Annotated in this window: 23 protein-coding genes; 16 read left to right on the top strand and 7 right to left on the bottom strand. The window is 33.4% G+C overall.

Annotation, left to right across the window (positions count from 1 at the left end; translation table 11 throughout):
- Window position 1: 1 nt before the first annotated feature.
- From DFQ02_RS06745 to DFQ02_RS06760, 5 genes are all read right to left on the bottom strand, one after another.
- A complete protein-coding gene (locus DFQ02_RS06745) occupies window positions 2-1486 on the bottom strand; it encodes a sensor histidine kinase (RefSeq protein ID WP_116040237.1) in 1485 nt (494 codons plus the stop codon).
- Window positions 1487-1619: 133 nt separating this feature from the next.
- Complete coding sequence (locus DFQ02_RS06750) at window positions 1620-2168, bottom strand: CopD family protein (protein WP_116040238.1); 549 nt, start codon at window positions 2166-2168, stop codon at window positions 1620-1622.
- Window positions 2169-2173: 5 nt separating this feature from the next.
- The gene (hemH, locus tag DFQ02_RS06755; RefSeq protein ID WP_116040239.1) at window positions 2174-3193 is read right to left on the bottom strand and encodes a ferrochelatase; all 1020 of its coding nucleotides are present in this window, start codon (window positions 3191-3193) and stop codon (window positions 2174-2176) included.
- Between the two features lie 188 nt (window positions 3194-3381).
- Window positions 3382-3549, bottom strand: coding sequence for a hypothetical protein (locus DFQ02_RS15190; protein ID WP_181896368.1), 168 nt, complete (start codon window positions 3547-3549; stop codon window positions 3382-3384).
- Window positions 3550-3646: 97 nt separating this feature from the next.
- On the bottom strand, window positions 3647-4531 hold the full coding sequence (locus DFQ02_RS06760) for a helix-turn-helix transcriptional regulator (protein WP_116040240.1): 885 nt from the start codon (window positions 4529-4531) through the stop codon (window positions 3647-3649).
- 203 nt (window positions 4532-4734) lie between these two features.
- On the opposite strand from DFQ02_RS06760, the gene hemA reads away from it, so the two are divergent.
- The 10 genes from hemA to hemB all read left to right on the top strand — a co-directional run bounded on the left by hemA (window position 4735) and on the right by hemB (window position 14384).
- Window positions 4735-6000: a glutamyl-tRNA reductase gene (hemA, locus tag DFQ02_RS06765; protein ID WP_116040241.1), complete on the top strand. Its 1266-nt coding sequence runs from the start codon at window positions 4735-4737 to the stop codon at window positions 5998-6000.
- Window positions 5993-7570 (top strand): hydroxymethylbilane synthase, encoded by a 1578-nt coding sequence (gene hemC / locus DFQ02_RS06770; RefSeq protein WP_116040242.1) that lies wholly within the window; start codon window positions 5993-5995, stop codon window positions 7568-7570. Before hemA ends, hemC begins: the two co-directional genes overlap by 8 nt.
- Window positions 7571-7661: 91 nt before the next feature.
- Window positions 7662-7937 carry a four helix bundle protein gene (locus tag DFQ02_RS06775; protein WP_317124691.1) on the top strand — a complete coding sequence of 92 codons (276 nt, stop codon included), beginning with the start codon at window positions 7662-7664 and terminating at the stop codon, window positions 7935-7937.
- Window positions 7938-8062: 125 nt separating this feature from the next.
- Window positions 8063-9088, top strand: coding sequence for a uroporphyrinogen decarboxylase (gene hemE, locus DFQ02_RS06780; RefSeq protein ID WP_116040243.1), 1026 nt, complete (start codon window positions 8063-8065; stop codon window positions 9086-9088).
- A 4-nt stretch (window positions 9089-9092) separates the two neighbouring features.
- Complete coding sequence (locus DFQ02_RS06785) at window positions 9093-10451, top strand: TrkH family potassium uptake protein (RefSeq protein WP_116040244.1); 1359 nt, start codon at window positions 9093-9095, stop codon at window positions 10449-10451.
- 3 nt (window positions 10452-10454) lie between these two features.
- A complete protein-coding gene (locus DFQ02_RS06790; protein ID WP_116040245.1) occupies window positions 10455-11213 on the top strand; it encodes an EI24 domain-containing protein in 759 nt (252 codons plus the stop codon).
- Entirely contained in the window at window positions 11203-11745 is a 543-nt protein-coding gene (locus DFQ02_RS06795; protein WP_116040246.1) for a GNAT family N-acetyltransferase, read from the top strand. Before DFQ02_RS06790 ends, DFQ02_RS06795 begins: the two co-directional genes overlap by 11 nt.
- A 73-nt stretch (window positions 11746-11818) precedes the next feature.
- A complete protein-coding gene (locus tag DFQ02_RS06800; protein WP_116040247.1) occupies window positions 11819-12448 on the top strand; it encodes a transposase in 630 nt (209 codons plus the stop codon).
- Window positions 12438-13367 (top strand): oxygen-dependent coproporphyrinogen oxidase, encoded by a 930-nt coding sequence (gene hemF / locus DFQ02_RS06805; RefSeq protein WP_116040248.1) that lies wholly within the window; start codon window positions 12438-12440, stop codon window positions 13365-13367. The genes DFQ02_RS06800 and hemF overlap by 11 nt, the downstream gene beginning before the upstream one ends.
- Before the next feature lie 27 nt (window positions 13368-13394).
- Window positions 13395-14384, top strand: coding sequence for a porphobilinogen synthase (hemB, locus tag DFQ02_RS06810; RefSeq protein ID WP_116040249.1), 990 nt, complete (start codon window positions 13395-13397; stop codon window positions 14382-14384).
- A gap of 87 nt (window positions 14385-14471) precedes the next feature.
- Here hemB and DFQ02_RS06815 read toward each other — a convergent pair whose 3' ends face one another.
- Window positions 14472-17306: a hypothetical protein gene (locus tag DFQ02_RS06815; protein WP_116040250.1), complete on the bottom strand. Its 2835-nt coding sequence runs from the start codon at window positions 17304-17306 to the stop codon at window positions 14472-14474.
- Window positions 17307-17410: 104 nt separating this feature from the next.
- On the opposite strand from DFQ02_RS06815, the gene DFQ02_RS06820 reads away from it, so the two are divergent.
- From DFQ02_RS06820 to DFQ02_RS06845, 6 genes are read left to right on the top strand one after another with little or no spacing between them, the layout of a single operon-like run.
- Window positions 17411-18487 (top strand): CNNM domain-containing protein, encoded by a 1077-nt coding sequence (locus DFQ02_RS06820; RefSeq protein WP_116040251.1) that lies wholly within the window; start codon window positions 17411-17413, stop codon window positions 18485-18487.
- Window positions 18487-19017, top strand: a complete 531-nt coding sequence (locus DFQ02_RS06825) for a methylated-DNA--[protein]-cysteine S-methyltransferase (protein ID WP_116040252.1) — start codon at window positions 18487-18489, stop codon at window positions 19015-19017. The genes DFQ02_RS06820 and DFQ02_RS06825 overlap by 1 nt, the downstream gene beginning before the upstream one ends.
- Window positions 19018-21429 (top strand): penicillin acylase family protein, encoded by a 2412-nt coding sequence (locus tag DFQ02_RS06830; RefSeq protein ID WP_116040253.1) that lies wholly within the window; start codon window positions 19018-19020, stop codon window positions 21427-21429.
- The gene (locus tag DFQ02_RS06835) at window positions 21426-21785 is read left to right on the top strand and encodes a hypothetical protein (protein ID WP_116040254.1); all 360 of its coding nucleotides are present in this window, start codon (window positions 21426-21428) and stop codon (window positions 21783-21785) included. The genes DFQ02_RS06830 and DFQ02_RS06835 overlap by 4 nt, the downstream gene beginning before the upstream one ends.
- The gene (locus tag DFQ02_RS06840) at window positions 21782-22495 is read left to right on the top strand and encodes a 3'-5' exonuclease (protein WP_116040255.1); all 714 of its coding nucleotides are present in this window, start codon (window positions 21782-21784) and stop codon (window positions 22493-22495) included. Before DFQ02_RS06835 ends, DFQ02_RS06840 begins: the two co-directional genes overlap by 4 nt.
- Window positions 22495-24177 (top strand): ABC transporter ATP-binding protein, encoded by a 1683-nt coding sequence (locus DFQ02_RS06845; RefSeq protein WP_181896369.1) that lies wholly within the window; start codon window positions 22495-22497, stop codon window positions 24175-24177. Before DFQ02_RS06840 ends, DFQ02_RS06845 begins: the two co-directional genes overlap by 1 nt.
- Here DFQ02_RS06845 and DFQ02_RS15255 read toward each other — a convergent pair.
- A complete protein-coding gene (locus tag DFQ02_RS15255) occupies window positions 24172-24324 on the bottom strand; it encodes a hypothetical protein (RefSeq protein ID WP_220340231.1) in 153 nt (50 codons plus the stop codon). The two genes, DFQ02_RS06845 and DFQ02_RS15255, sit on opposite strands and share 6 nt — an antisense overlap.
- Window positions 24325-24335 lie beyond the last annotated feature (11 nt).

Consider the following 24335-nt stretch of genomic DNA (forward strand, 5'->3'; position numbering starts at 1 on the left):
TTTACTCTTTAGGAAACATTACCTTAAACGTAGTGCCTTTATCTTTAACAGACTCAAACGTTATGGACCCTTTATAAGTTTCTACAATGTTTTTTACCATAGCTAAGCCAAGACCCATACCACTGGTTTTGGTGGTAAATTTGGGCTCAAACACCTTGCTTTTGTTTTCCTCAGAAACACCAGAACCATTATCTGCTACCGTTAATAAAACATTATCGCCTTTAGTAGTAACATGTATGGCTATTCTTGGAATTTGATTTTCAGGCATTGCTTGAATACCATTTTTCACCAAATTGGTTACGACTCTTATGAGCTGAGTCCTATCAAATTTAGCGATAATTTCTTTGTAATCTGAAGTAAAAAAAATATAATCTTCATTAAAAATATCCAATGCCAACTTAATGATTTCAACCACATTCAAGGTTTCATTTTGTTGCGCTGGCATTTTGGCAAAATTTGAAAACGCCGATGCTATGGAGCTCATGGTATCAATTTGCTGAATTAAGGTTTTACTGTATTCATCTAATTTTTCATTGATATTAGGGTCTGTGGGGTCAAACTTTCTTTGAAAATTCTGTACCGTTAATCGCATAGGGGTTAACGGATTTTTAATTTCGTGCGCCACCTGTTTAGCCATTTCTCTCCAAGCTTGTTCCCGCTCACTTCTTGCCAATTGTACTGCACTTTCTTCAAGCTCATCAATCATACTATTATAGGAATTTACCAAAATGGATATTTCATCACTGGTATCACCAATCTCAATTTTTTTATTGTGTTTTTCTAATCTTGTAGAAATAATTTTATCACTTATATTTTGTAATGACTTTGTTATAAATTTAGATAGCAAAAAGGCAATAGCTATGGCTGCTAAGAGTATTAATATAAACGCAAACCCAATACGCTTTAAAAACTCCATAAGTTCCATTTCAAGAAAATCACTTTTCTCTAAGTAAGGAAGGTTTAATATGGCTAAGGGTTTGGAATTTTTATCTAACAGAAATGTATATGAAGACTGAAAATACTCTCCATTTTCGTTAAGGTTATGAACATATCTATGTCTTGATATTTCTAAGGTACTGTTAAATTCAACGGTATTGAAAATAGCATTTAATATTTCAGCATCTATACATTTTTCTTCAATATCGCCTTGTAAGTTTGCCTTTGATGAAATTAAAAGTCCTCCATCTAGGTCATAAAGATTAATTTGAAGTTTATGGATATTGGCTATGTTATAAATTTCATCTTTAAAGATATATGCAAGGTTTTCTGTTTTAATTTCCCAAGTGTTATAACGCCCATTTAAAAACTGCTTAAGATCTGTTTGAATACTTTGTTCTTTGCGCTCTAAACGCGCTTTGTGGTAATCATGACTTTGCTCTTTATACTGGTAAATAGCTACCGCAGAAATTAGTACCGATGCCATTAGTACCAGAAGTATCATGGCCAAAAAAATACGAGTCCGTAAAGAAAGCTTTTTTAAGTTCATTTAATGATTTAATGCTTAAATATAGCAATTATCACACCAAAAAACTCAATGTGCTAAATTCCAGTTTTTAAAAAAATAAAAATTTAAAATGAAGTTGCTCTGTTGGTAATTTGGCTTTGAAATTTCGAGTTTTTTAGGCGTCTGGATTTTTCTCTCTAAATTGTTTGTATAATTTAAATCCAAGCATGATTAAAACTGCTAGAATCAGCATTCCAATAATACCCCAAATCCAGTTAATACTACTTTTAAGAACAACTAAAAAGATAACTGCAAACAAGATAAAGGTAGCGCCCTCATTCCATATCCGCATGTAGCTCGACGATTTTTTACAAGTATCTGTCTGTAACTGTTTGTAATATTTATGTGTTAAAAAGTGATACACAAATAATAATACAATAAAAAATAGTTTAACATGCATCCATGATTGCTGCAATAAAGCCGGATTAATAATAAGTAATACAACAGCAAAAACTGTACACAAAATGGCCGATGGCCATGTAATAATATACCACAAGCGTTTTGCCATAATTTTAAGCTGCTTTCCTAAAATTTCTTTCTCTGGTGATGGTTTTTCAAAAGCTTCTATTTGATATACAAAAAGTCTTGGAATATAAAATAAACCTGCAAACCAAGTAATTACAAAAATGAGATGAAACGCTTTTAGATAGAAATAATAATCCATAGGCTTTATTTTGTATTCCAGTTTGTTATCCAGTTAGACAATAAATTCACAAAGTCATCATCATCATTTAAACAAGGAATTGTTGTAAACTCATGTCCACCCATTTCATGGAAAATTTCTTGACCTTCCATAGCAATTTCTTCTAGAGTCTCAAGACAATCACTAACAAAGGCAGGTGTAACAATAGCCATATTTTTTAAGCCCCCTTTCCCTAAACGCTCAATGGTTCTATCTGTGTAAGGCTGTAACCAGGGGTCAAAACCTAAACGAGATTGAAAAGATGTTGAGTAGGCACCTTCCTGTAGCTGAAGCTTCTCAGCCACCAAACGCGTAACTTCTAAACACTGGTGCCTGTAACAAAACTCATGCGCTTTACTTGGGGTTACACAGCAATTTCCATTTATTTTACAATGAGATTTTGTAATATCACTTTTTCTGATGTGTCGCTCAGGCACACCATGATAGGAGAACAATAAATGTTCATATGTCTTACCTTCTAAATGTCTTTTGATTGAGTTTGAAAGTACTTCTATATAATCTGATTTATTGTAAAATGCTGGAACAGATTCTATTTTTAAATTGGGAAAATGCATCTTTCTTATTTCCTCAGCTTTAACCAAAATGGTTTCAGTGGTAGCCATGGCAAATTGTGGATATAGTGGAAATAATAAAACCTCATCAACACCTTGATCAACCAATTCTCTTAACCCTTTTTCAATGGTCATACTACCATATCGCATTGCAAGGGCAACGGGAATATCAACCTGTTTTTTTATTTTGTCCTGAAGTCTTTTTGAGATTACAATAAGCGGAGAACCTTCTTCCCACCAAATTTTCTTGTAGGCTGCTGCCGAAGCTTTTGGACGTGTTTTTAAAATAATTCCTCTTACCAATAATGCCCTTGCAGCATAAGGAATATCAATAACTCTTTCGTCCATTAAAAATTCCCCTAAATATTTTTTGACGTCTTTAGGGTTTGGGCTATCTGGAGAACCCAAATTTACAAGTAAAACACCTTTTTTCATCTAATCGAAAAATTTTATTTCCTGATAATGAAACAAATAAAATTTTTCTGCTTAGATCAACCGCTATGCTTTCACAAAAAATTTAATACTTCGGTCGGCAAACAACAAATTAAACTTATTTGTGTTCATTTCATGTTGTAAAAATACAACACAAATTCTTAACTTAAAGCTAGCATCATAGATTTAAACTATGATTTCTTTTTTCTTTTCTGATAAAAAGGAAATGGTTTTTTCTTAGAATAGTTACAATCTTGAAAAATACCGCAAGAAGAACTTTGCCTTATCAAAGATTTTTCATTGGTGCTTCCATAATATAGCTTGTATAAAGCCTCGATTTCAGGTGATAGAAATTTCATTTTTATGTAGTTTTGGGTTATAGATTTATGCTATAAAAACCTAAATATAACAAAAAACACCTAAATAAAGAACACTTGCTTACAAAATACAACAAAATTAGTTTAAAGACATAATATACTTTTTGGGTGTGGTACCATATTTCTTTTTAAAAGCAGCTATAAAATGACTTGCGGTACTGTAACCAACTTTATGTCCAACTTCATTAACATTGTCTTCTCCAGCTTCCAATAATTTTCGTGCAACTTCCATTTTGTAATCAAACAAGAAACTAAATACCGAATCTCCATAAATTTGCTTGAATCCTTCTTTTAATTTCTTTAGGCTTAATCCAATTTCATCAGCTAATTCCTGTAAACTTGGTGGTTCTGCCATCCTAGAAACAATAATATCCTTAGCATTTCTAATCTTAATTACGTTAGCTTCGTCCACTAAAAAAGGACACTGTTCAACATTAGCATCTTCACTTCTATTGAAATACAAACTCAATAATTCATAAGCTTTTCCTTTGAAGTAAATATGCTTGATAGAACTGCTTAAATTATAATTAATTAATTGATTTAACACAATGGCCATGGAGGGTGTAATCACACCATCTTTATAATATTTTTTGTCTTTGTTATCTTCATTTAAAAACAAAATATGATCTGCTTCTGTTGAAAATAAACCGTGAAACTTTTTAATTGAAATCAAAATAGAGACTATCCATGAATTTGGTTCTACTTGTAAGTTAATAGGTAATTCCCGTTGCGGATTATATAACAGCAAAGAATTCTCCTCATAAATGTCTAACATATAGTGCCCTTGATTAAAAACAAATTTAGCGCTCCCTTTAACACAAAAATGAAATTGAATAAAAGAGCTATCTATCTCTTTTGTAGCGCTTTGAACGACATTTTTTTCGTTTTTAAAAGTTAAAACTAAAACTCCTTCATCAACATTTATTTCATCAAAAGTACTTTTGGCGACACTTTTTACACTCATTTTATTGTTTATTTTTTGACTCTTATTTAGAATCGTTCTACATTAAAGTCTTGAAAGTCGTTGATTATACTGTAAAAATATGACATTTATCATGTTTTTTTACAAAAAAACTTCAAAAAACTTAAAACGATACTAAAAGTTCTTTGAGCGTTATTTTTTTTTAAACTATGATTCTATTTTTGTTTCGTATAGTCGTATTAATTATGCACAGGTATAACATTTCTAGGAGCAAAAACTTTTACGCAATTGGTTTAAGTTACAAAAAAGCTGATGCTAAAATACGTGGTCACTTTAGTTTAAGTGATGATGCCAGACTTGATTTATTGCAACAGGCCAAAGATAGTCATATTGAAAGTTTAGTGGTAACATCCACCTGTAACCGTACAGAAATTTATGGTTTTTCAGAACATCCGTTTCAATTGATAAAATTATTATGTGATAATACTGAAGGTACCGTTGATGAGTTTCAAGAAGTAGCTTACGTTTATAAAAACAAAGAAGCTATTAATCATATGTTTAGAGTAGGCTCCGGACTTGACAGCCAGATTTTGGGTGATTTTGAAATTATTAGTCAGCTAAAGTCTAGTGCTAACCTTTCTAAAAAATATGATTTACTAAATCCATTCCTAGAGCGTTTAACAAACGCTGTTATTCAAGCTAGTAAGCGTATTAAAACTGAAACTGAGTTATCTTCTGGAGCAACATCGGTCTCTTTTGCTTCTGTTCAATACATTTTGAAAAACATTAAAAATGTTTCTAATAAGAATATTTTACTCTTCGGAACCGGTAAAATAGGAAGAAACACCTGTGAAAATTTGGTAAAGCATACCAAGAATGAGCATATTACTCTAATCAATAGAACAAAAGATAAAGCAGAACGTGTTGCAGGAAAATTCAATCTTATTGTTAAGGATTATGCCAATCTTCAAGAAGAACTTAGCAATTCTGACATTCTAATTGTAGCAACTGGAGCTCACAGACCAACCATTGATAAACATATTATTCAGTCTCAAAAACCACTGTTAATTCTTGATTTATCAATACCTAAAAATGTTAATGAAAACGTTGAGGAATTATCAAACGTGACCTTGGTGCATTTAGACTATTTATCTCAAATGACTGATGAGACTTTAGAAAAACGTAAGGAGTATATCCCTCAGGCAGAAGAAATTATCAATGAAGTCAATAACGAGTTCAACGCTTGGTTAGAAACCAGAAAATTTGCTCCTACTATCAAAGCTTTAAAACACAAGCTTGCTGATTTTGCATCTGCAGAATTAGACACTCAACGAAAAAAATTATCTGATTTTAATGAAGAGCAAGCGAATATCATTAGTAAAAATATCATTCAGAAAATAACAAATCACTTCGCTCATCATTTGAAGGATGACAATATTTCAACAGACGATAGTTTGGAACTCATAAAAAAAGTATTTCAACTAGAAGAATCTCCAAAAGTCAATGTCTAAAATCATAAAAATTGGTACACGCGATAGTGAATTAGCTCTATGGCAAGCTAAAACCGTACAACAACTTCTTGAAAACTTAGGATACAAAGCAGAACTAGTCCCCGTAAAATCTACTGGAGATATTGTTCTTGACAAGCCTCTTTACGAGTTAGGAATTACAGGTATTTTCACCAAAACCCTTGACATTGCTTTATTAAATCATGATATTGATATAGCGGTACATTCTCTTAAAGATGTACCTACCATTTTACCAAAAAGTATAAAACAAGTGGCTGTTTTAAAACGTGGTAATGTTAATGACACCCTCGTTTTTAAAAACAACGAAGAGTTTTTAAGTGCTAAAGAGGCTGTTGTTGCTACTGGAAGTTTACGTAGACGAGCACAATGGCTTAATCGATACCCAACACACACCATTGTAGATTTACGAGGCAATGTTAATTCCCGTCTTCAAAAATTAAAAGACAATAATTGGAACGGCGCTATTTTTGCAGCTGCGGGTATTGGTAGAATTGGTATTAGACCCGACGAATCTATCAACCTAGATTGGATGATACCTGCGCCTGCTCAGGGTGCCATTATGATTGCGGCACATCAAGACAATGATTTTGCCATAGAAGCTTGTGCCCAATTAAACCATGAAGAAACCGAAATATGCACTTCCATTGAGCGCGAGTTTCTAAACAAACTAGAGGGTGGTTGTACCGCCCCTATAGGTGCTTTGGCTAGAATTAAAGATGATGAAGTAACTTTTAAAGGGGTACTTTTAAGTAAAGATGGTTCCAAAAAAATTGAAGTAAAAAGTGTTCAAAAGTTAGGAAAACATCATGATATTGCAGAAAATGCATCCAACTATATCATTGAACGGGGTGGTAAACGTTTAATGGATTACATTAAAAGTGAAGGCAAAAAAACCAATGTGTATTCTACCAAATCTTTAACAGAAGACCAACGATTGTTGTTTAATGAAAAAGTAAACGTTGATAGTTCAGATTTCATAAAAACAAACCCCAATAGAATTCACAATCATATTGTAAAAGAAGAAATTCAAAATGTTATTATTACGAGTAAAAATGCTGTAGAGGCATTATTAACCAATTTTTCATCAGAAGAATTACGGTTTAAAAATATTTATTGTGTTGGCAGACGCACAAAACGCCTTGTTGAAAATAAAATTGGTAAGGTTACACATTCTGAAAAAAATGCGAAGGCCTTAGCAGAGTATTTAGTTGAATTTATTGAAGGAACTCAAGTAACTTACTTCTGTAGTAACTTAAGGTTGGATGATTTACCGAGTATTTTAGAAAAAAATCATATCAAGGTGAATGAGGTGGAAGCCTACCAAACCAAATTTGATGCGGTAGAACTTGACGATTCTATAGATAGTGTGATGTTTTACAGTCCGTCAACCGTTCAAAGTTACAAGCAGAAAAACGATAAAGACATTGTTGCGTTTTGCATTGGAGAAACCACGGCTAAGGAAGCTCGTAAGCACTTTAAAGAGGTTAAAATTGCTAAAGTCCCAACGGTTGAAAGTGTGATTGAATTAGTCAATGAGCACTACGTTTTGTAGCTATTAGCCATTGGCTTTTAGCTTTTGTTACTACTACTGTAACGTAAAATAGATCTAACAGCTAAAGGCCAACAACCAACAGCTTAGTACGATGAGAGATTTTAGAAAACTAGACATATGGAAGAACGGAATTGAACTGGTAAAGCAGATATACCAATTATCCAACAAATTACCTTCAGAAGAAAAGTTTGGTTTAAGAAGTCAGATTACAAGAGCGGCGGTTTCAGTTCCGTCAAATATTGCTGAAGGATGTAGCAGAAACAGCGAAGTAGAGTTTAAACGATTTCTTGAGATTGCAATTGGCTCTCTGTTTGAAGTAGAAACCCAACTTATAATTGTACAAGAATTAAAATTTATAGAAGAATAAGAACTAGAATCCATTTTTACTTTAGTCCAAAAAGAAGCAAAAATGATAAATAGTTTAATACATAAAATTAAAAACAGTTAATGCTTTTCAGCTAATAGCTAAAAGCCAAAAGCTAAACGCTAACTATGATAAAAAACGATTTATTTTTAAGAGCATTAAAAGGTGAAACCGTAGACCGTCCACCAGTATGGATGATGCGTCAAGCAGGGCGTTATTTGCCAGAATTCATGGCCATTCGTGAGAAATACGACTTTTTTACACGTTGCCAAACGCCAGAATTAGCAAGTGAAATTACCGTGCAACCTATTCGTAGGTACGGCATGGATGCTGCTATTTTATTCAGTGACATTTTGGTAATTCCTCAGGCCATGAATATTGAGGTGCAAATGAAACCTAATTTTGGCCCTTACCTACCTAATCCTGTCCGCTCTCAGAAAGATGTTGATAACGTTATCGTTCCAGATGTAAAAGTTGAATTAGATTATGTTTATCAAGCCATAAAAGCCACCAAGGAATTATTAAATGATGACATTCCACTAATTGGTTTTGCTGGTTCACCTTGGACGATTCTTTGCTACTGTGTGCAAGGTCAAGGTAGTAAAACGTTTGATAAAGCCAAAGAATTCTGTTTTACAAACCCAGTAGCAGCACACCAAATGCTTCAAAAAATAACCGATACCACCATTGCATATTTAAAAGAAAAGGTGAAAGCTGGGGTTAATGCTGTTCAAGTATTCGATTCTTGGGGGGGCATGTTGTCTCCTGTAGATTATCAAGAATTTTCTTGGCAATATATCAATCAAATTATTGAAGCGCTTAAAGATGATGCACCTGTTATTGCCTTTGGTAAAGGATGTTGGTTTGCGCTTGGAGACATGGCAAAGAGTAATGCTTCTGCTTTAGGGGTAGATTGGACCTGTTCTCCCCGAAACGCGCGTTATTTAACGGGTGGAAACATTACGTTACAAGGAAATTTTGACCCCGCTAGATTGTTATCACCTCCTGCAGACATTAAAAAAATGGTAACCCAAATGATTAATGAGTTTGGTAAAGATAAATACATTGTAAACTTAGGTCATGGTATTTTGCCAAACATTGGCTTAGACAATGCCAAGGCGTTTATTGATGCTGTAAAAGAGTATAATATGTAGAGTCATGCCTAATAAATTTCAGCAGCTTGCTAAAAAATATGCCTTATTAAAAAAGGGTTGGACACCACAACAAAATTTGTTTTATGGGTTTTCAACATATATTATTTTAGGTTTCATTCTACTATGCCTGCCGATTTTTCAAAAAGGAAATGCCTCTATTTTAGATCACTTATTTATTTCAACTTCGGCTGTCTCAACAACGGGATTAGTGACGGTTTCAATTTTTGATACTTACAATTTTTTTGGTCAGTTAATTATCATGATTTTGATTCAACTTGGTGGTATTGGTTACTTAACCTTTACTACATTTATGTTGCTATCTACCACCAGAAAAATGACCCTATGGCACAAAAAAATTCTCTCTACAGAATTTACATTACCAAAAACCATAAAGATTAACGACTTTATAAAATCCGTAATTCTCTTTACTTTAATTATGGAACTTATCGGAGCAATTCTATTTTTTATAGCTTTTGAAAGTAATGGTATGCCACTTTGGGAAGCTGTTTGGTCTTCAGTATTTCACAGTGTGAGCACGTTTTGTACCGCTGGTTTTAGCTTGTTCAACAATAGCTTTATGGATTATGTTGATGACCATTTCATCAATTTCATTATATCCATGCTTGCTATTTGTGGTTCTTTAGGGTTTATTGTGATTACCGACTTTGGTTTATGGATAAAGAAGAAAGCACACGAACTTAGTTTTACAACCAAAATTATTCTGTACGGTTTTTTAATACTGCTAACTTTCGGAACAACATTCTTTTATTTCTTTGAGCCTACTATTTCAGAGCTATCGGGTTCATCACGTTTTTTAGGCGCATTTTTTCAAACTATGACAGCAATGACAACGGTTGGATTTAACACTGTAGATTTTGGTTTGTTTACACAAGCTATTATGCTTATTTGTATCTTTTTAATGTATATAGGTGCATCACCTTCAGGAACTGCTGGAGGTATAAAAATAACAACATTAACCGCTGTATTCGCTATAATGAAAAGTCAGTTAACGGGCAGTAAAAACATATCATTCTTAGGGAGAATAATTCCGTTTGAAAGGCTATATATTGCCACATCAGCCTTTATTTTTTATACAGTTATTATTTTAATTGGTACATTTTTGATTACCATTACAAACGATTTTAAATTTGAAAACATATTATTTGAAGTAGCTTCAGCCTTAGGAACAGTAGGAATCAGCACAGGCATTACTGGAGACATTAATACATTTGGTAAAATTGTTATAATTGTATTAATGTTTATAGGGAGATTAGGTGTATTAACTTTTGGTTTGGCTATTTGGTCTAGAAGTACAAAAGACGAGAATGAAACTTCGTTTTTAAAGGATGATATAGCGGTTTAGACTATGATAAAAAACATCATTTCTGGAATTAAAGCATACTTCGGTGCTTTCAGTTTAATTTCAAAATTAAAACTCTGGAAGTATTTTGCTATTCCTATGCTTATTAGTTTTGTAACAGCGATTATTATTTTTGGATCAGCTTATGGATTATCAGATAATATAGGTGGCTTCATTTCAAAAATTTGGATTTGGGATTGGGGTAAGGACGCCTTTTCGTCTATTAGTAATTTTATAGGCGGACTTGTTATTATAGTTATCGGTCTTATTCTCTTTAAACACATCATAATGGCATTATCAGCGCCTTTTATGAGTCCCGTTTCAGAAAAAATTGAAGCTCACTTTACAGGAAACCCACTGCATTCACATAGAGACACTACCTTTATGCAACAACTTTGGCGTGGTATCCGCATTAATGGTAGAAACTTATTAATGGAATTACTACTTACTATTCCTATTTTACTTTTAAAGTTCATTCCTATTGTCAATATTTTTTCAACCGTTTTGTTGTTTATGGTGCAAGCCTATTATGCAGGTTTTGGTAATATGGATTATACATTAGAACGTCACTTTCAATATAAAGAAAGCCTACAATTTGTGCGCAAGCATCGTGGTTTAGCCATTGGCAATGGTATTGTGTTTATTCTGTTTTTATTAATTCCTGTTATTGGTGTTATTTTAGTATTACCATTATCGGTTACAGCAGCTTCAATACGAACAGTAGAAGTACTTCAACTTAAAAACAAACCTGTACATGCAGCTTAAATTTGGGTCGTATTACATATCACCAATAGAATTAAAAGACGCATGGAACATCTGTAATCTAATTGTAGCCAATGAAGACCGTTTAAAGCGCTATTTTCCTAAAACTTTAGAGCAAAATTTAACCCCAGATTTATCGAATATTTTTGTTCAAAAGAAAGTAAAACAATTCAACACTAAAGCAGAATTTCTATTTACTATTAAGAAAAATGAATCTAATAAGTTAGTCGGTTTAGTTTATATCAAAGCGCTTGATTGGACTAAAAAACAGGGCGAATTTGCTTATTGTATTGATTATAATGTTGAAGGCAAAGGCATCATGACGGAGGCTATTCAGCAACTATCAGAATATGCTTTTGAAAATTTAGGTATAGAAACACTTCAAATTATTGTACATAAAAGTAATATAGGCAGTGTGAAAGTTGCGGATAATTGTAATTTCACATACATTAAAACATTAAAAAACGAACATACACCTCCAGGAGAAGCGCCGTTGGATATGGATTTGTATGAATTGTATAAAGAGATTGAGTAAATATTTAACCTATAAGCTTAATTAAGACCTGCGAGGTTTTAAAAACCTTGTAGGTCTAAATCTAAAGATTAAAATGAACCTCGAAATATTAGAAAAAGATCATTATTATCATATTTTTAATCGAGGAATTAACAGCGATATTATTTTTCAGAATGAAGATAATATGTTTTATTTCTTAAAATTGATTGAAAAACATTTAAATAATAAAGTTGATATTATTGCATATTGTTTGATGAACAATCATTTTCATCTAGTTGTAAAAATTATTTCGGAAGAATCATTAGCAATCCAATCATTTTCAAATCTCTTTAATGCTTACGCTAAAGCTTATAATAAACAACAAAATAGAACTGGAAGCCTCTTTGAAAAACACTTCAAAAGAAAAAAAATACAAGATGAAAATTACCTGAAAAATTTAATTATCTATGTTCATAAAAACCCCGAAAATCATGGGTTAGTTGAAAATTTTGAAAACTATGAATTCACTTCTTTTCATTCTTATTTAGAAAACACAGTAGCTAAAGAAAAAGAATATATCTTAGGCTTATTTGAAGATATTGATAATTTTCAATACGCGCATAAAGAAGACCTACAAGGTTTTGAAAACCTTGCAGGTCATGAAAACTCTAATTCTTCACTTAACCTGAAAGGTCTCAAAGAACTTGTAGGTTTGAAAGACAATCAATCAATCAATGAAAGATAAATTCTACCAATACATACAAAACCTGCAAGACCGCATTACTTCTAAACTGGAAGACATTGATGGAAAAGCTAAATTTCAAGAAGATATTTGGAAACGACCAGAAGGCGGCGGTGGGCGTACTCGCGTGATTGAAAACGGTAACGTTTTTGAAAAAGGTGGTGTAAATATTTCAGGTGTTCATGGGAAACTTCCTAAATCTATGCAAGCATATTTTAAAGTAGGCGATGTCGATTTTTTTGCCTGTGGACTGAGTTTGGTGTTACATCCAAAAAATCCAATGGTGCCAACCGTTCATGCAAATTGGCGTTATTTTGAAATGTACCCTTCGACTCCGCTCAGGGCAGGTGAGCCAGGAGAAATTATAGACCAATGGTTTGGTGGCGGACAAGATTTAACACCTTATTATCTGTTTGAAGAAGATGCTAAACACTTTCATCAAATCTGTAAAACTGCTTGTGACAAACACAATCCGGAGTTTTATCCAATGTATAAAAAACGTTGTGATGAATACTTTTACAATGCTCACCGTAACGAAGGCAGAGGCATAGGCGGACTATTTTTCGATTATTGTAAAGTTTCAGAAACCATGACAATGGAAAATTGGTATAACTTTGTAACCGAAGTGGGCGATAGTTTCTTAGAGGCATATGTGCCTATTGTTGAAAAACGAAAAGCATTGCCATATACCGAAGCACAACGCGACTGGCAAGAAATCCGTCGCGGACGTTATGTAGAATTCAATTTAGTACATGACAAAGGCACATTATTTGGATTGAAAACCAACGGTCGTATAGAAAGTATTTTAATGAGTTTACCGCCGCATGTACAATGGGTGTACGACCACCACCCAGAAACTGGGAGTGATGAAGAAAAATTAATAGCCGTTTTACAAAATCCTGTTGATTGGGTTAACAAATAAACGTATTAACAAATAAACATTTACGCAATGTATCCACTTAGAAGAAATAGAAGATTAAGAACCAACGAAGCCATTCGCTCCTTAGTTCGTGAAACCATCATAACCCCAAACGATTTTTTAGTACCACTATTTGTGGTTGAAGGCAAAGGTGTGAAAGATGAAATTCCATCTATGCCCAACTACTTTCGGTATAGTTTAGATTTACTGGAAAACGAGGTAAAGGAACTTTGGAAATTGGGATTAAAATCGGTATTGCTTTTTGTAAAAGTACCAGACAACTTAAAAGACAATGCAGGAAAAGAAGCCCTAAATCCCAACGGACTCATGCAACGTGCCATCAAAACTGTTAAAAATGTGTGTCCGGATATGTTAGTAATGACCGATGTGGCTTTGGATCCTTATTCTGCTTATGGGCATGATGGCATTATTGAAAACGGACAAATTATTAACGATGAAACTGCTGAAGTCTTAGCCGAAATGAGTGTATCACATGCTCAAGCAGGAGCCGATTTTATAGCACCAAGCGATATGATGGATGGTCGTATTTTAACCATACGGGAGGCTTTAGAAGATGAAGGCTTTATCAATACAGGTATTATGAGTTATTCGGCTAAATACGCTTCGGCATTCTATGGGCCTTTCCGTGATGCTTTAGATTCTGCTCCTGTGGATATTCAAGATATTCCAAAAGACAAAAAAACCTACCAAATGGACTATGCCAACAGATTTGAAGCTGTACGTGAAACTGAAATGGATATCGACGAAGGTGCAGACATTGTTATGGTAAAACCTGGTATTTCATATTTAGATATTGTGAGAGAAATAAAAAATGATGTCGATGTACCTGTAGCTGTTTATCAGGTTTCTGGAGAGTATGCCATGATAAAAGCCGCTGCCGAAAAAGGTTGGTTAGACCACGACCAAATTATGATGGAAACTACTATGGCTTTTAAACGCGCTGGGGCAGACGTTATAGCATCTTACTTCGCCAAGGATGTCGTAAAATTAATTTATTAGTAAAAAATATAGTTAATACCCTGAGGGCCGTGTCTGCCTAAAGGTAAGCATTCAAAGGGATGCAAAAGATGTTGTGAAGTTGCTTTCTTAGTTATTATCTAATTTCTTCTCAACTGTGTATAAAGTTTCATAATACCCTATTTTACCATCGGGTGTAATGGCTTCAATAATTATTTTTTTGTCGCCAATACCATCGTCGTTATAAAATTCAATTTGCGCCTCTCCTTTTTTGTTGGTGTAGATTGAAGGCTCCCAGTGAATTAAAGAACGTAAATCTGGTATATCCCAATCTTCTGGTTTTAAAACATCATATTTAGGCGCATAAAACTCACGTTTAACTGAGAATCCAGAAATTTTTCCTTTGTATATCCCTTTTGGTGATGACAGAGCAGACATGCCAACACCTCCATAAGTATAAATACTTATAATCCCAACTAAAGGTATAGCAGGTCTATCAAAAAAACCATTTCTTGGAAAAGCCTCTTGAAAATAGTGTAAAACAGCTCCACTTGGTTTTCTTAATATTTCAACACTTTTAATGTTTTCTACGGAGAGGAAGGGCAACAATGGGTAGTCTATTCCTTCTACTATTTCCCCATCAATAAATACAAAAGCAACATTGGTTTCTGCAATTTTTGGAACTTCAAGAGATGGAACAATAGTATCTACTGGAGTAAAAGAAGGATCTTGTTTAAGCCCAAAAGCTTCAGAAGGATAACGTACATTTTCGAAATAAATATCGTCCGGAAATTTTACACGAAGTAGGTCGTAAAGGCCAGACATCCATTCCTCTTCCTCCTGTAACAGTTCTTCGTTCTCGATTACCACATCGGGAGGCCCGTGCAATTTGAATAGTTTTTCGCGTTCTGGGGTTACATTGTATCCTGTAAGTTCCACCGCATCGAGTTCTACCGTATCATCAGAGAGTTTAAAACCTGCTACTGCTCGTTTTTCTTCTCGTTTATCTATTATAAACTCAGTGACCACGGTATCAGGTAATACAGTCACTTCTTTTCTTTCATATGCTATTTTAGGTGAAGGGATTGGCTTGTCCAGTTCAATGTTGAAACTTTTGGCCTTGCCCCTACTATTGGTAGACTGAATAAGTACTTCCAGTTCATCGGCATAATGGTTTCCTAGATTAAAAGTAAACTTCCCTAAACTATCCGTTTCTTGTTTATACACCGCTAAAGGAGGTTTTGTAATCAAAGTCAGATCAACATTCTTTTTAGGTGGTTTGTTTTGATTAAAAATAGATCCAACACTTCCAGACAACAATAGATCTGATTCAGGTTTAAATTCAAAGTTTTTGTCTATCCTATTGTTATCATAAATATACTCCCGCCAACCCTGTGTGAGCATAAGCGCCTCTAAATCTCGTTTTTTTAGGGTGTTATCATCTTTAAAATAATAGTTGGGGTTCTCAATAAATCCTTTTAATTCTGAATTCAACAAAAAATAGGATAGTATATTGGGTTGATATTCTTGAAAAGCTCCCAATTTATTTTTATCTAATATCAATGCAGAAAAATTAGCCTCCACAGGGTTATGGTTATCAAAAACCGATATATTCAAAACTGTTTTATCACGTTGCTCATAAAGTTTTTTGTTAGTTTTTGCTGTTACGTTAAGTATTTTTTCTTCATCGAAATTAAAAAATAAGCGTTCTGAAATTGGGTTATACTTATCATTAAACAAAGTAATATTAACAATGCCATTGGGGAGTAGGCTTTTTTTAATTAGAGCTTCATGTGTTCCGTTCTTTAAAAGAAAAGCATGTTTTTGGACTAAAGCGCCTCGACTTCTTAATTGAACAAATAGGCTATCACTATTTTTTTCATTACTTCTTATCTTTAAATTTATAAATTCTTTGGTTTCTATGGTGTTTAACAAGTAACCCTGTGATTCTACTTTTGGCAACGGGTACTTATAAACAACTTTGTTATCTCCTATAATTTTCCCAAAATAGGTTTTACTTTTTTCAGGCTTAAAAAATGTAAATCCCATTCCTAGTTTATTAGTGGTAAAAGGTGTAATTATACTATCGGTTTCATCCACAATATAACCACTAACAACGGCTCCCAACCCTTTATAATTTATGGCCTTATAAGCTACTTTATTTACAAAGCCATCTATCATTTTTCCGCCTTCTGGAAAAAACTGCAAGTCTAAAAAGTCTTTATTTAAAGCAATGGTTTTAGAGTATGTACTTTCCGCCTTGTGTTTGAAGTTCTTCAATTTGGTGTCTTCTAACTTAACCTTTAGTTGTACATTTATTAGATCTTTAGGTAAGGTGTACTCAAAAGCGTATTGCTGGTTTTCTCTTTTAACGTCAATAGAGTCCTGAAATTTTTCTGATTGAAGGTAAACTTTTAACTCCTTATTATAGTTGTTTTTAATACTTTCAGGATGTATCGTAGCAGCTATTTTTAGTAGGTTCTCTTTCGTTTCTGTAATTACTATATCTGAGATAACCTCTTTTGAATTAGAAATCTTTAAGGAGACTACATCTATGTATTGTTTGAAAATAAAATCCTCTTTAAAATTTCTATTCCAAGTGGTGTAGGCTCTTATTAAATAACGTCCAGGAAATAACCTTTCATCAAGCTCAAAAAAACTATCTGTTATACCATTTTCTAGCTTAAGCTTTTTTGATTTCACAATATTTTCATCAAAATCAATAAGCTCCATATGTAAAATACCACTTATATTCGAGGGCTGATTTAAAGTATTGGTAACAATAGCTTTAAACCAAATAGTTTCACCTGTTGCAAAAATGGTGTTACTAAGTTGTAGGTATATTTTTTCAGCAAACGTATGTCTGGTATTTTGATGAAAAGATTTGTTATCTTGGGAATACCCCAACATAAAAACTAACAATAAAGCCCAATTTAAAAAACAGGAAATACTTTGTTTTTTCAAAATTTATGCACTTTTTTTATTAAAGATAAGTCAAAATCTAACTGGCTTATAAATATTTTGTATTAATTAACTTTTGTAAATTAGCCTAATCAAAACCCTATTGCATGAGCGCACTCATATTTTGGGCAACCATTTCTATTTTCTTTTCCTTTTTATGTTCTATTCTTGAGGCTGTTTTATTAAGCGTAACGCCTACATTTATTAATGTTAAAAAGCAAGAAGGCAAGGACTATGCCTCTACTTTAGAAATACTAAAAAAAGATGTTGACAAACCCCTGATAGCCATTCTTACGTTAAATACTATTGCACATACTTTAGGCGCAATGATGGTAGGTGTTGAGGCTGAAAGTTTAGATTATAAAATTGAACTTTTTGGTATCAATACCGTAGGTATTGTATCGGCAATTATGACCTTTTTAATTTTGGTTGCTTCAGAAATTATTCCAAAAACCATTGGTGCTACCTATTGGAAAGGGTTGGCAAATTTTGCGTCAAAAGCATTAATAATCATGATTTTCCCATTAAAATGGACAGGGATTTTATGGTTTTTACAACTCACTACCAAACTTATTGGTGGTAAAGGTCACGGTAGTATTTTAAGTAGAGAAGGTTTTATGGCCATGACCGATATGGCTCATGAAGAAGGGGTGTTTCAAAAAAACGAAAGTATTATTATAAAAAATCTGCTAACGTTTAAAGAGGTATCTGCAAAAGATGTCATGACCCCCAGAACTATCATGCAAATTGAGAATGGAACGACTACCGTTGAAAATTTCTTTAAAAGAAATTTGAATTTACGGTTTTCCAGAATACCTATATATTCAGGTAATACGGATAATATTACGGGACTCGTTTTAAAGGACGAAATTTTTAAAGAAATGGCTTTAGACAACGGTTCTAAAACCCTTTCAGACTTAAAACGACATATTATTGTAGTGCATAGAAACTTACCCATACCAACATTATTTGAAAAGCTAGTTGAAAGCAAAAACCACATGGCTTTGGTTGTAGATGAATACGGTTCTGTTAGTGGTTTGGTTACTATGGAAGATGTGATTGAAACCCTTCTAGGGCTTGAAATTATGGACGAAAGTGATAACGTATCCGATCTTCAAGTACAAGCCCGAAAAAACTGGGAAGCCCGAGCCAAAAAGTTAGGACTTCTTAAAGATGAAGACTAATGGAGGAATGCATCATCAATACGCCTTTAGGTTTTACCAAAATTACAGGTGATCTTGATGGCATTAATTCCGTTACTGTTTTAAACACAGAAGAAAAGACTACGGATATCATTCCTGAAATTTTGGAAGATTGTGTAATGCAATTAAATGAATACTTTGAAGGGTCACGTAAACAATTCAGTTTAAAACTCAACCCTCAGGGTACTGATTTTCAAAAAAAAGTTTGGAAACAATTAGAAAAAATCCCTTACGGAAAAACACTGTCATATCTAGAAATTTCTAAACTATTAGGCGATTCTAAGGCTATAAGAGCAGTGGCAAATGCTAACGGTAAAAATCCACTTTGGATCATTATACCTTGTCATCGCGTTATAGGTTCTGATGGTCGTTTAACAGGTTATGCGGGTGGATTACACCGAAAGCAATGGTTGCTTAATCATGAAAGTCCTTTTAAACAACTGTCTTTTTTTTTAAGGTCTCTAATAGTACAGAATTTTATTATCTTTAGTTTCAACATTAAACTTATGTAAATGAAATTTCTTAAGTTCATTATTTCTGCTTCATTCCTAGTAGTGGTTTTTTATGTTTTAAATAACCCAATAGGTTCCGTTCCTCCAATGGGTAAATTTTTAAATCCAACTACAGGGGTTTGGCAGAACGAACAGGACGATTTTGCTGTAAAAAACATTCAAATTGACGGCTTAAAGGACCCAGTAACAGTTCATTACGACAAGCATCTCATCCCTCATGTTTTTGCTCAAAATGATTTAGATTTATATAAAGCCCAAGGTTATATAACTGCCAAACATCGGTTATGGCAAATGGAATTTCAAACCCACGCGGCGGCTGGCAGACTATCTGAAATTGTTGGCGAAAAGGCTTTAGATTATGACAGGACTCAAAGACGAAAAGGATTAGGTTTTGGTGCAGAAAACAGCCTTGAAAAAATAAAAGAAGACCCAGAATCTTTAGCCGCTCTTCAGGCTTATAGTGATGGCGTAAATAGTTACATCAACAAATTGCAGCTTAAAGATTACCCCGTTGAATATAAACTTTTAAGTTATAGCCCCGAGCCGTGGTCTATTGAAAAAACCATGTATTTATTAATGTATATGACCGATATGTTATGTGGTCGTGATACCGATTTGGAATACACTAATGCACTTAGAAAACTAGGTAAGGAGCGCTTTGACTTTCTATATCCTGATTTCTACGATTTTGATGATCCTGTAATCCCAACAGAAACCGATTGGAGTTTTATCGATATACCAATTACTCAAATCCCCCATGGTGAGTTACCGTTGGATACTATTACTCAAATCATGGAAAAACCCCATCCTAATAACGGAAGTAATAATTGGGCGGTTGCTCCTAAAAAATCGTATTCAGGGAATCCTATTTTGGCTAATGATCCACATTTGGGACTTAACTTACCTTCTCTTTGGTTTATTATGCAATTGGCAACGCCTGAGCATAATGCCTTTGGCGCAACACTCCCCGGTACTTTAGCAATTATTTCAGGTTTTAACAATTACATAGCATGGGGTGAAACTAATGCCACAAGAGACGTAAAAGATTGGTACAAAATTGAATTTCAGAATGAAAATAGAACCCAATACAAATATGGGAACGAATGGAGAAACACTTCGTTAAGAATTGAAGAAATAAAAATAAAAGGTAAAGAAACCTTTTTAGATTCTGTTATTTACACGCATTATGGCCCCGTTAGTTATGACCAAAATTTTAAAGGCAATGGTAAAAAGAAAGTGGGTTATGCTATGAGATGGGCTGGTCATAACTCAGGAAATCTTCAAAACACATTTTTAAAGCTTAATAAAGCAAAAGATTATAATGATTATTTAGATGCTATTATAGGATGGGGCGCTCCAGCACAAAACTTTGTGTTTGCATCCGCTGACGGTGATATTGCACTTTGGGTTCAAGGTAAATTTCCCAATAAATGGAAAGGACAAGGCAAGTTTCTAATGGATGGCAGCAACCCTAATCACGATTGGCAAAGTTTTATTCCTCAAAATTATAATGCTCATACCAAAAATCCAGAACGTGGTTTTGTGAGTTCTGCAAATCAACATCCTGTAGATACATCGTATCCTTTTTATGTGTTTAATGATGGTTATGAAGCTTATAGAAACCGTGTGATTAATGACTTTTTCAGGTCTAAGGATAAGTTTGATATTCAAGATTTTAAAGACCTTCAGAATAACAATTTCAATTTAAAAGCTTCAGAACTATTACCCTATATGATTAAAAATATAGATGCTTCGGCGCTTTCAAGTGAAGAGAAAGAGCTTTTGAATATTGTTAAGTTTTGGGATTTCAATAATACTATTAACCAATTAGCCCCAAGTATTTGGGATACATGGTGGCGGGAGTTATTCAACTTGATTTGGCATGATATTGATGTTGAAGATGCAGAATTAGGAAGAACTTTTACCTATAATACCATTAATCTTTTAAAAAATTATCCAGACGATGACATCATGGATATCACTAACACCTCAGAAAAAGAAACATCACATGATTTATTTTTAATCAGTTTTAAACAAACGGTTAAAAAACTTTTAGACTGGAAATCTGAAAATGGCGATTTCAATTGGGCAGCTTACAAACAGCCTTATGTTGGACATTTATTGCAGGCGCTCCCTGCGTTTTCAAGATTTAACATTCCTATTGGTGGTGATAGAAATACAGTGAATGCCTCCGATGTAAATCATGGTCCCTCTTGGAGAATGATTGTAGAGATGAGTACTCCTCCTAAAGCTTTAGGTATTTATCCAGGAGGTCAATCAGGAAACCCTGGAAGTAAATTCTATGATAATTTTATTGATGATTGGGCTATGGGCAATTATTTAGATCTAAACTTTATTCAAGACCAAAATAACACAGATGGCATTGTAGTAACTCAAACCTTAACCCCATGAACCGAAAATTTTTAAACTTCATTACCACCATAATTTTGGCACTTATTTTGTCACAGTTTTTACCTTGGTGGTCAGTTATGGTAGCGGCTTTTATAACATCATTTATTTTTGGCCTAAAAAAAGGCTCTGTATTTTGTATTCCATTTATAGCCATTGCCCTTTTATGGATGCTTCATGCTTTTTGGTTAAGCACTAGCAATGATTTTACACTTGCAAGAAAGATTGCAGTATTATTGCCTTTGGGAGGTAACCCTCATACTTTAATTTTTGTTACAGGCATTATAGGAGGTATTGCAGCAGGGGTTTCTGGAATATTTGGTAAACAATGTTCACTTATTATAAACAGTAAAAAATGATTACTAAAGTAAACCTAGAAAATATACTATTCTTAGATATAGAAACCGTTCCCGAACATCAATATTTCTCAGATTTAGATGAAGAAAAACAAGCGCTTTGGGAAAACAAATCACAATATCAACGAAAAGACGACTTTACTGCTGAAGAGTTTTACGAGCGTGCAGGTATTTGGGCAGAATTTGGAAAAATTATCTGTATTTCTGTTGGGTATTTTAACATGCAAGGTGATATAAGAAAATTTAGAGTTACTTCTTTTTATGGTGATGAAATTAAAATTCTAAAAGATTTTAAAAACCTTTTGATTTCCCATTTCAGCCAAAATAAACATTTACTATGCGCCCACAATGGAAAAGAATTCGACTTTCCGTACATTGCTCGCCGAATGATCATCAATAACATAGAATTACCTTATAAGTTAAACCTCTTTGGCAAAAAACCTTGGGAAGTTCCTCATCTAGATACTTTAGAATTATGGAAGTTTGGCGATTATAAAACCTATACATCCCTGAAATTGCTAACCAATGTTTTAGGAATTCCTTCTCCAAAAGATGATATTGATGGTAGCGAAGTATATGGTGTTTACTATAAAGAGAAAAACATTGATAGAATCATTCAATATTGCGAAAAAGACACCATTGCTGTTGCGCAAATCTTTCTAAGGTTTCAAGGCGATGATATTTTAGATGACGATGAAATTATCCATATTTAATGCAAAAAAAGACCATTTTAAAAATTAAAGATCTTACTATTTCATTTGGTGAGAATGAAGTCATTCATAACATTTCCTATAGTCTTTTTGAAAACGAAATCTTAGGCATTGTAGGAGAGTCTGGTTCTGGAAAATCGGTATCATCATTATCCGTTTTAGGATTGCTCCCAAAAGGGGTTTCTAAAATCACATCTGGAAGTATTCTTTACGATCAAAAGGACTTAACAAAGCTACATCCTAAGGTATTTCAAAATATTCGTGGTAATAAAATTGGCATGATATTTCAAGAACCTATGAGTTCTTTAAACCCCTCAATGACCTGTGGTAAGCAGGTTCAAGAAATTTTATTTCAACATACCAAATTATCCAAATCTAAAACTAAATTGGAAGTCATTTCCCTGTTTGAAAAAGTTAAATTACCAGAACCAAATAGAATTTTTAAATCTTATCCTCATGAAATTTCTGGCGGACAAAAGCAACGTGTTATGATAGCCATGGCCATTGCTTGTAAACCGGATATCTTAATAGCAGATGAGCCAACAACCGCGTTGGATGTAACAGTTCAAAAAGAAATTATCAAATTACTAAAAGCACTTCAAGAAAAAACTAAAATGAGTGTTATTTTCATTACACATGATTTAGCATTAATTTCTGAAATAGCTGATAGAGTTTTAGTGATGTATAAAGGTGATATTGTTGAAGAAGGTAGTGTTTCTCAAATTTTCAATAAACCTCAGCATAATTATACCAAAGCACTCATTAATTCGCGACCTTCATTAGATACCAGATTAAAAGTATTGCCAACCATTCAAGATTATTTAGATGGTACCTTTTCTGAAGACATTGTAACTAATGAGCAACGTAAACTTAAACATGAAAAATTATATAATAAGCCTCCTTTATTAGAAGTCATAAATATTGAAAAAACTTACTTTTCAAAATCTGGTTGGTTTTCTAAACCTACTACTTTTAATGCTGTCAATAATGTAAGTTTTAAATTGTTCGAAGGTGAAACTTTAGGATTGGTAGGGGAGTCTGGCTGCGGAAAATCAACACTTGGAAATGCCATTCTTCAATTAGATAATGTAACAGCTGGACAAATTATATACAAAGGTATTGATATCACCAAGCTTTCAAAATATGAGATAAAAAAACTTCGGAAAGATATCCAGATTATTTTTCAAGACCCATATTCATCATTAAACCCAAGAATTCCAGTTGGAGAAGCTATCATGGAACCTATGCGTGTTCATAAGCTTTTTAAGTCTGAAAAAGAGCGAAAGAAAAAAGTACTTGAAATATTAGCTAATGTTGGACTTTCTAAAGACTATTTTAACCGCTATCCACACGAATTTTCAGGTGGACAAAGACAACGAATTGGCATTGCCAGAACCATTGCCTTACAACCTAAACTCATTGTTTGTGACGAATCAGTATCGGCTTTAGATATATCAGTACAAGCTCAAGTATTGAACTTACTTAATGAACTTAAAGAGACCTTTGGGTTTACCTATATTTTTATTTCACACGATTTAGCCGTGGTAAAATATATGTCTGACCAACTTCTGGTTATGAATCAAGGTAAAATCGAAGAACTTGATGATGCTGATGTAATCTATAATTCTCCCAAAAAAGATTATACTAAAAAATTAATTAATGCCATTCCAAAAGGGATATTATAGCATAAAAACCCGCTTTGTTAGATAAATTAAACTTTTAAAAAATCGTAAATTGTCTAGAAGCGTTTCTTTAAACTTCCATTCATTTAAAGGAAGTTCCTCAGGTAGGTTTGGTTCGAACGTAGGTAGTTCAGGTAGATTTGGTTCCATATTTCTGTAGG

Origin of the sequence: Seonamhaeicola aphaedonensis, assembly GCF_003386195.1 — a bacterium.
In the GTDB taxonomy this organism is placed as follows: Bacteria; Bacteroidota; Bacteroidia; order Flavobacteriales; family Flavobacteriaceae; genus Seonamhaeicola; species Seonamhaeicola aphaedonensis.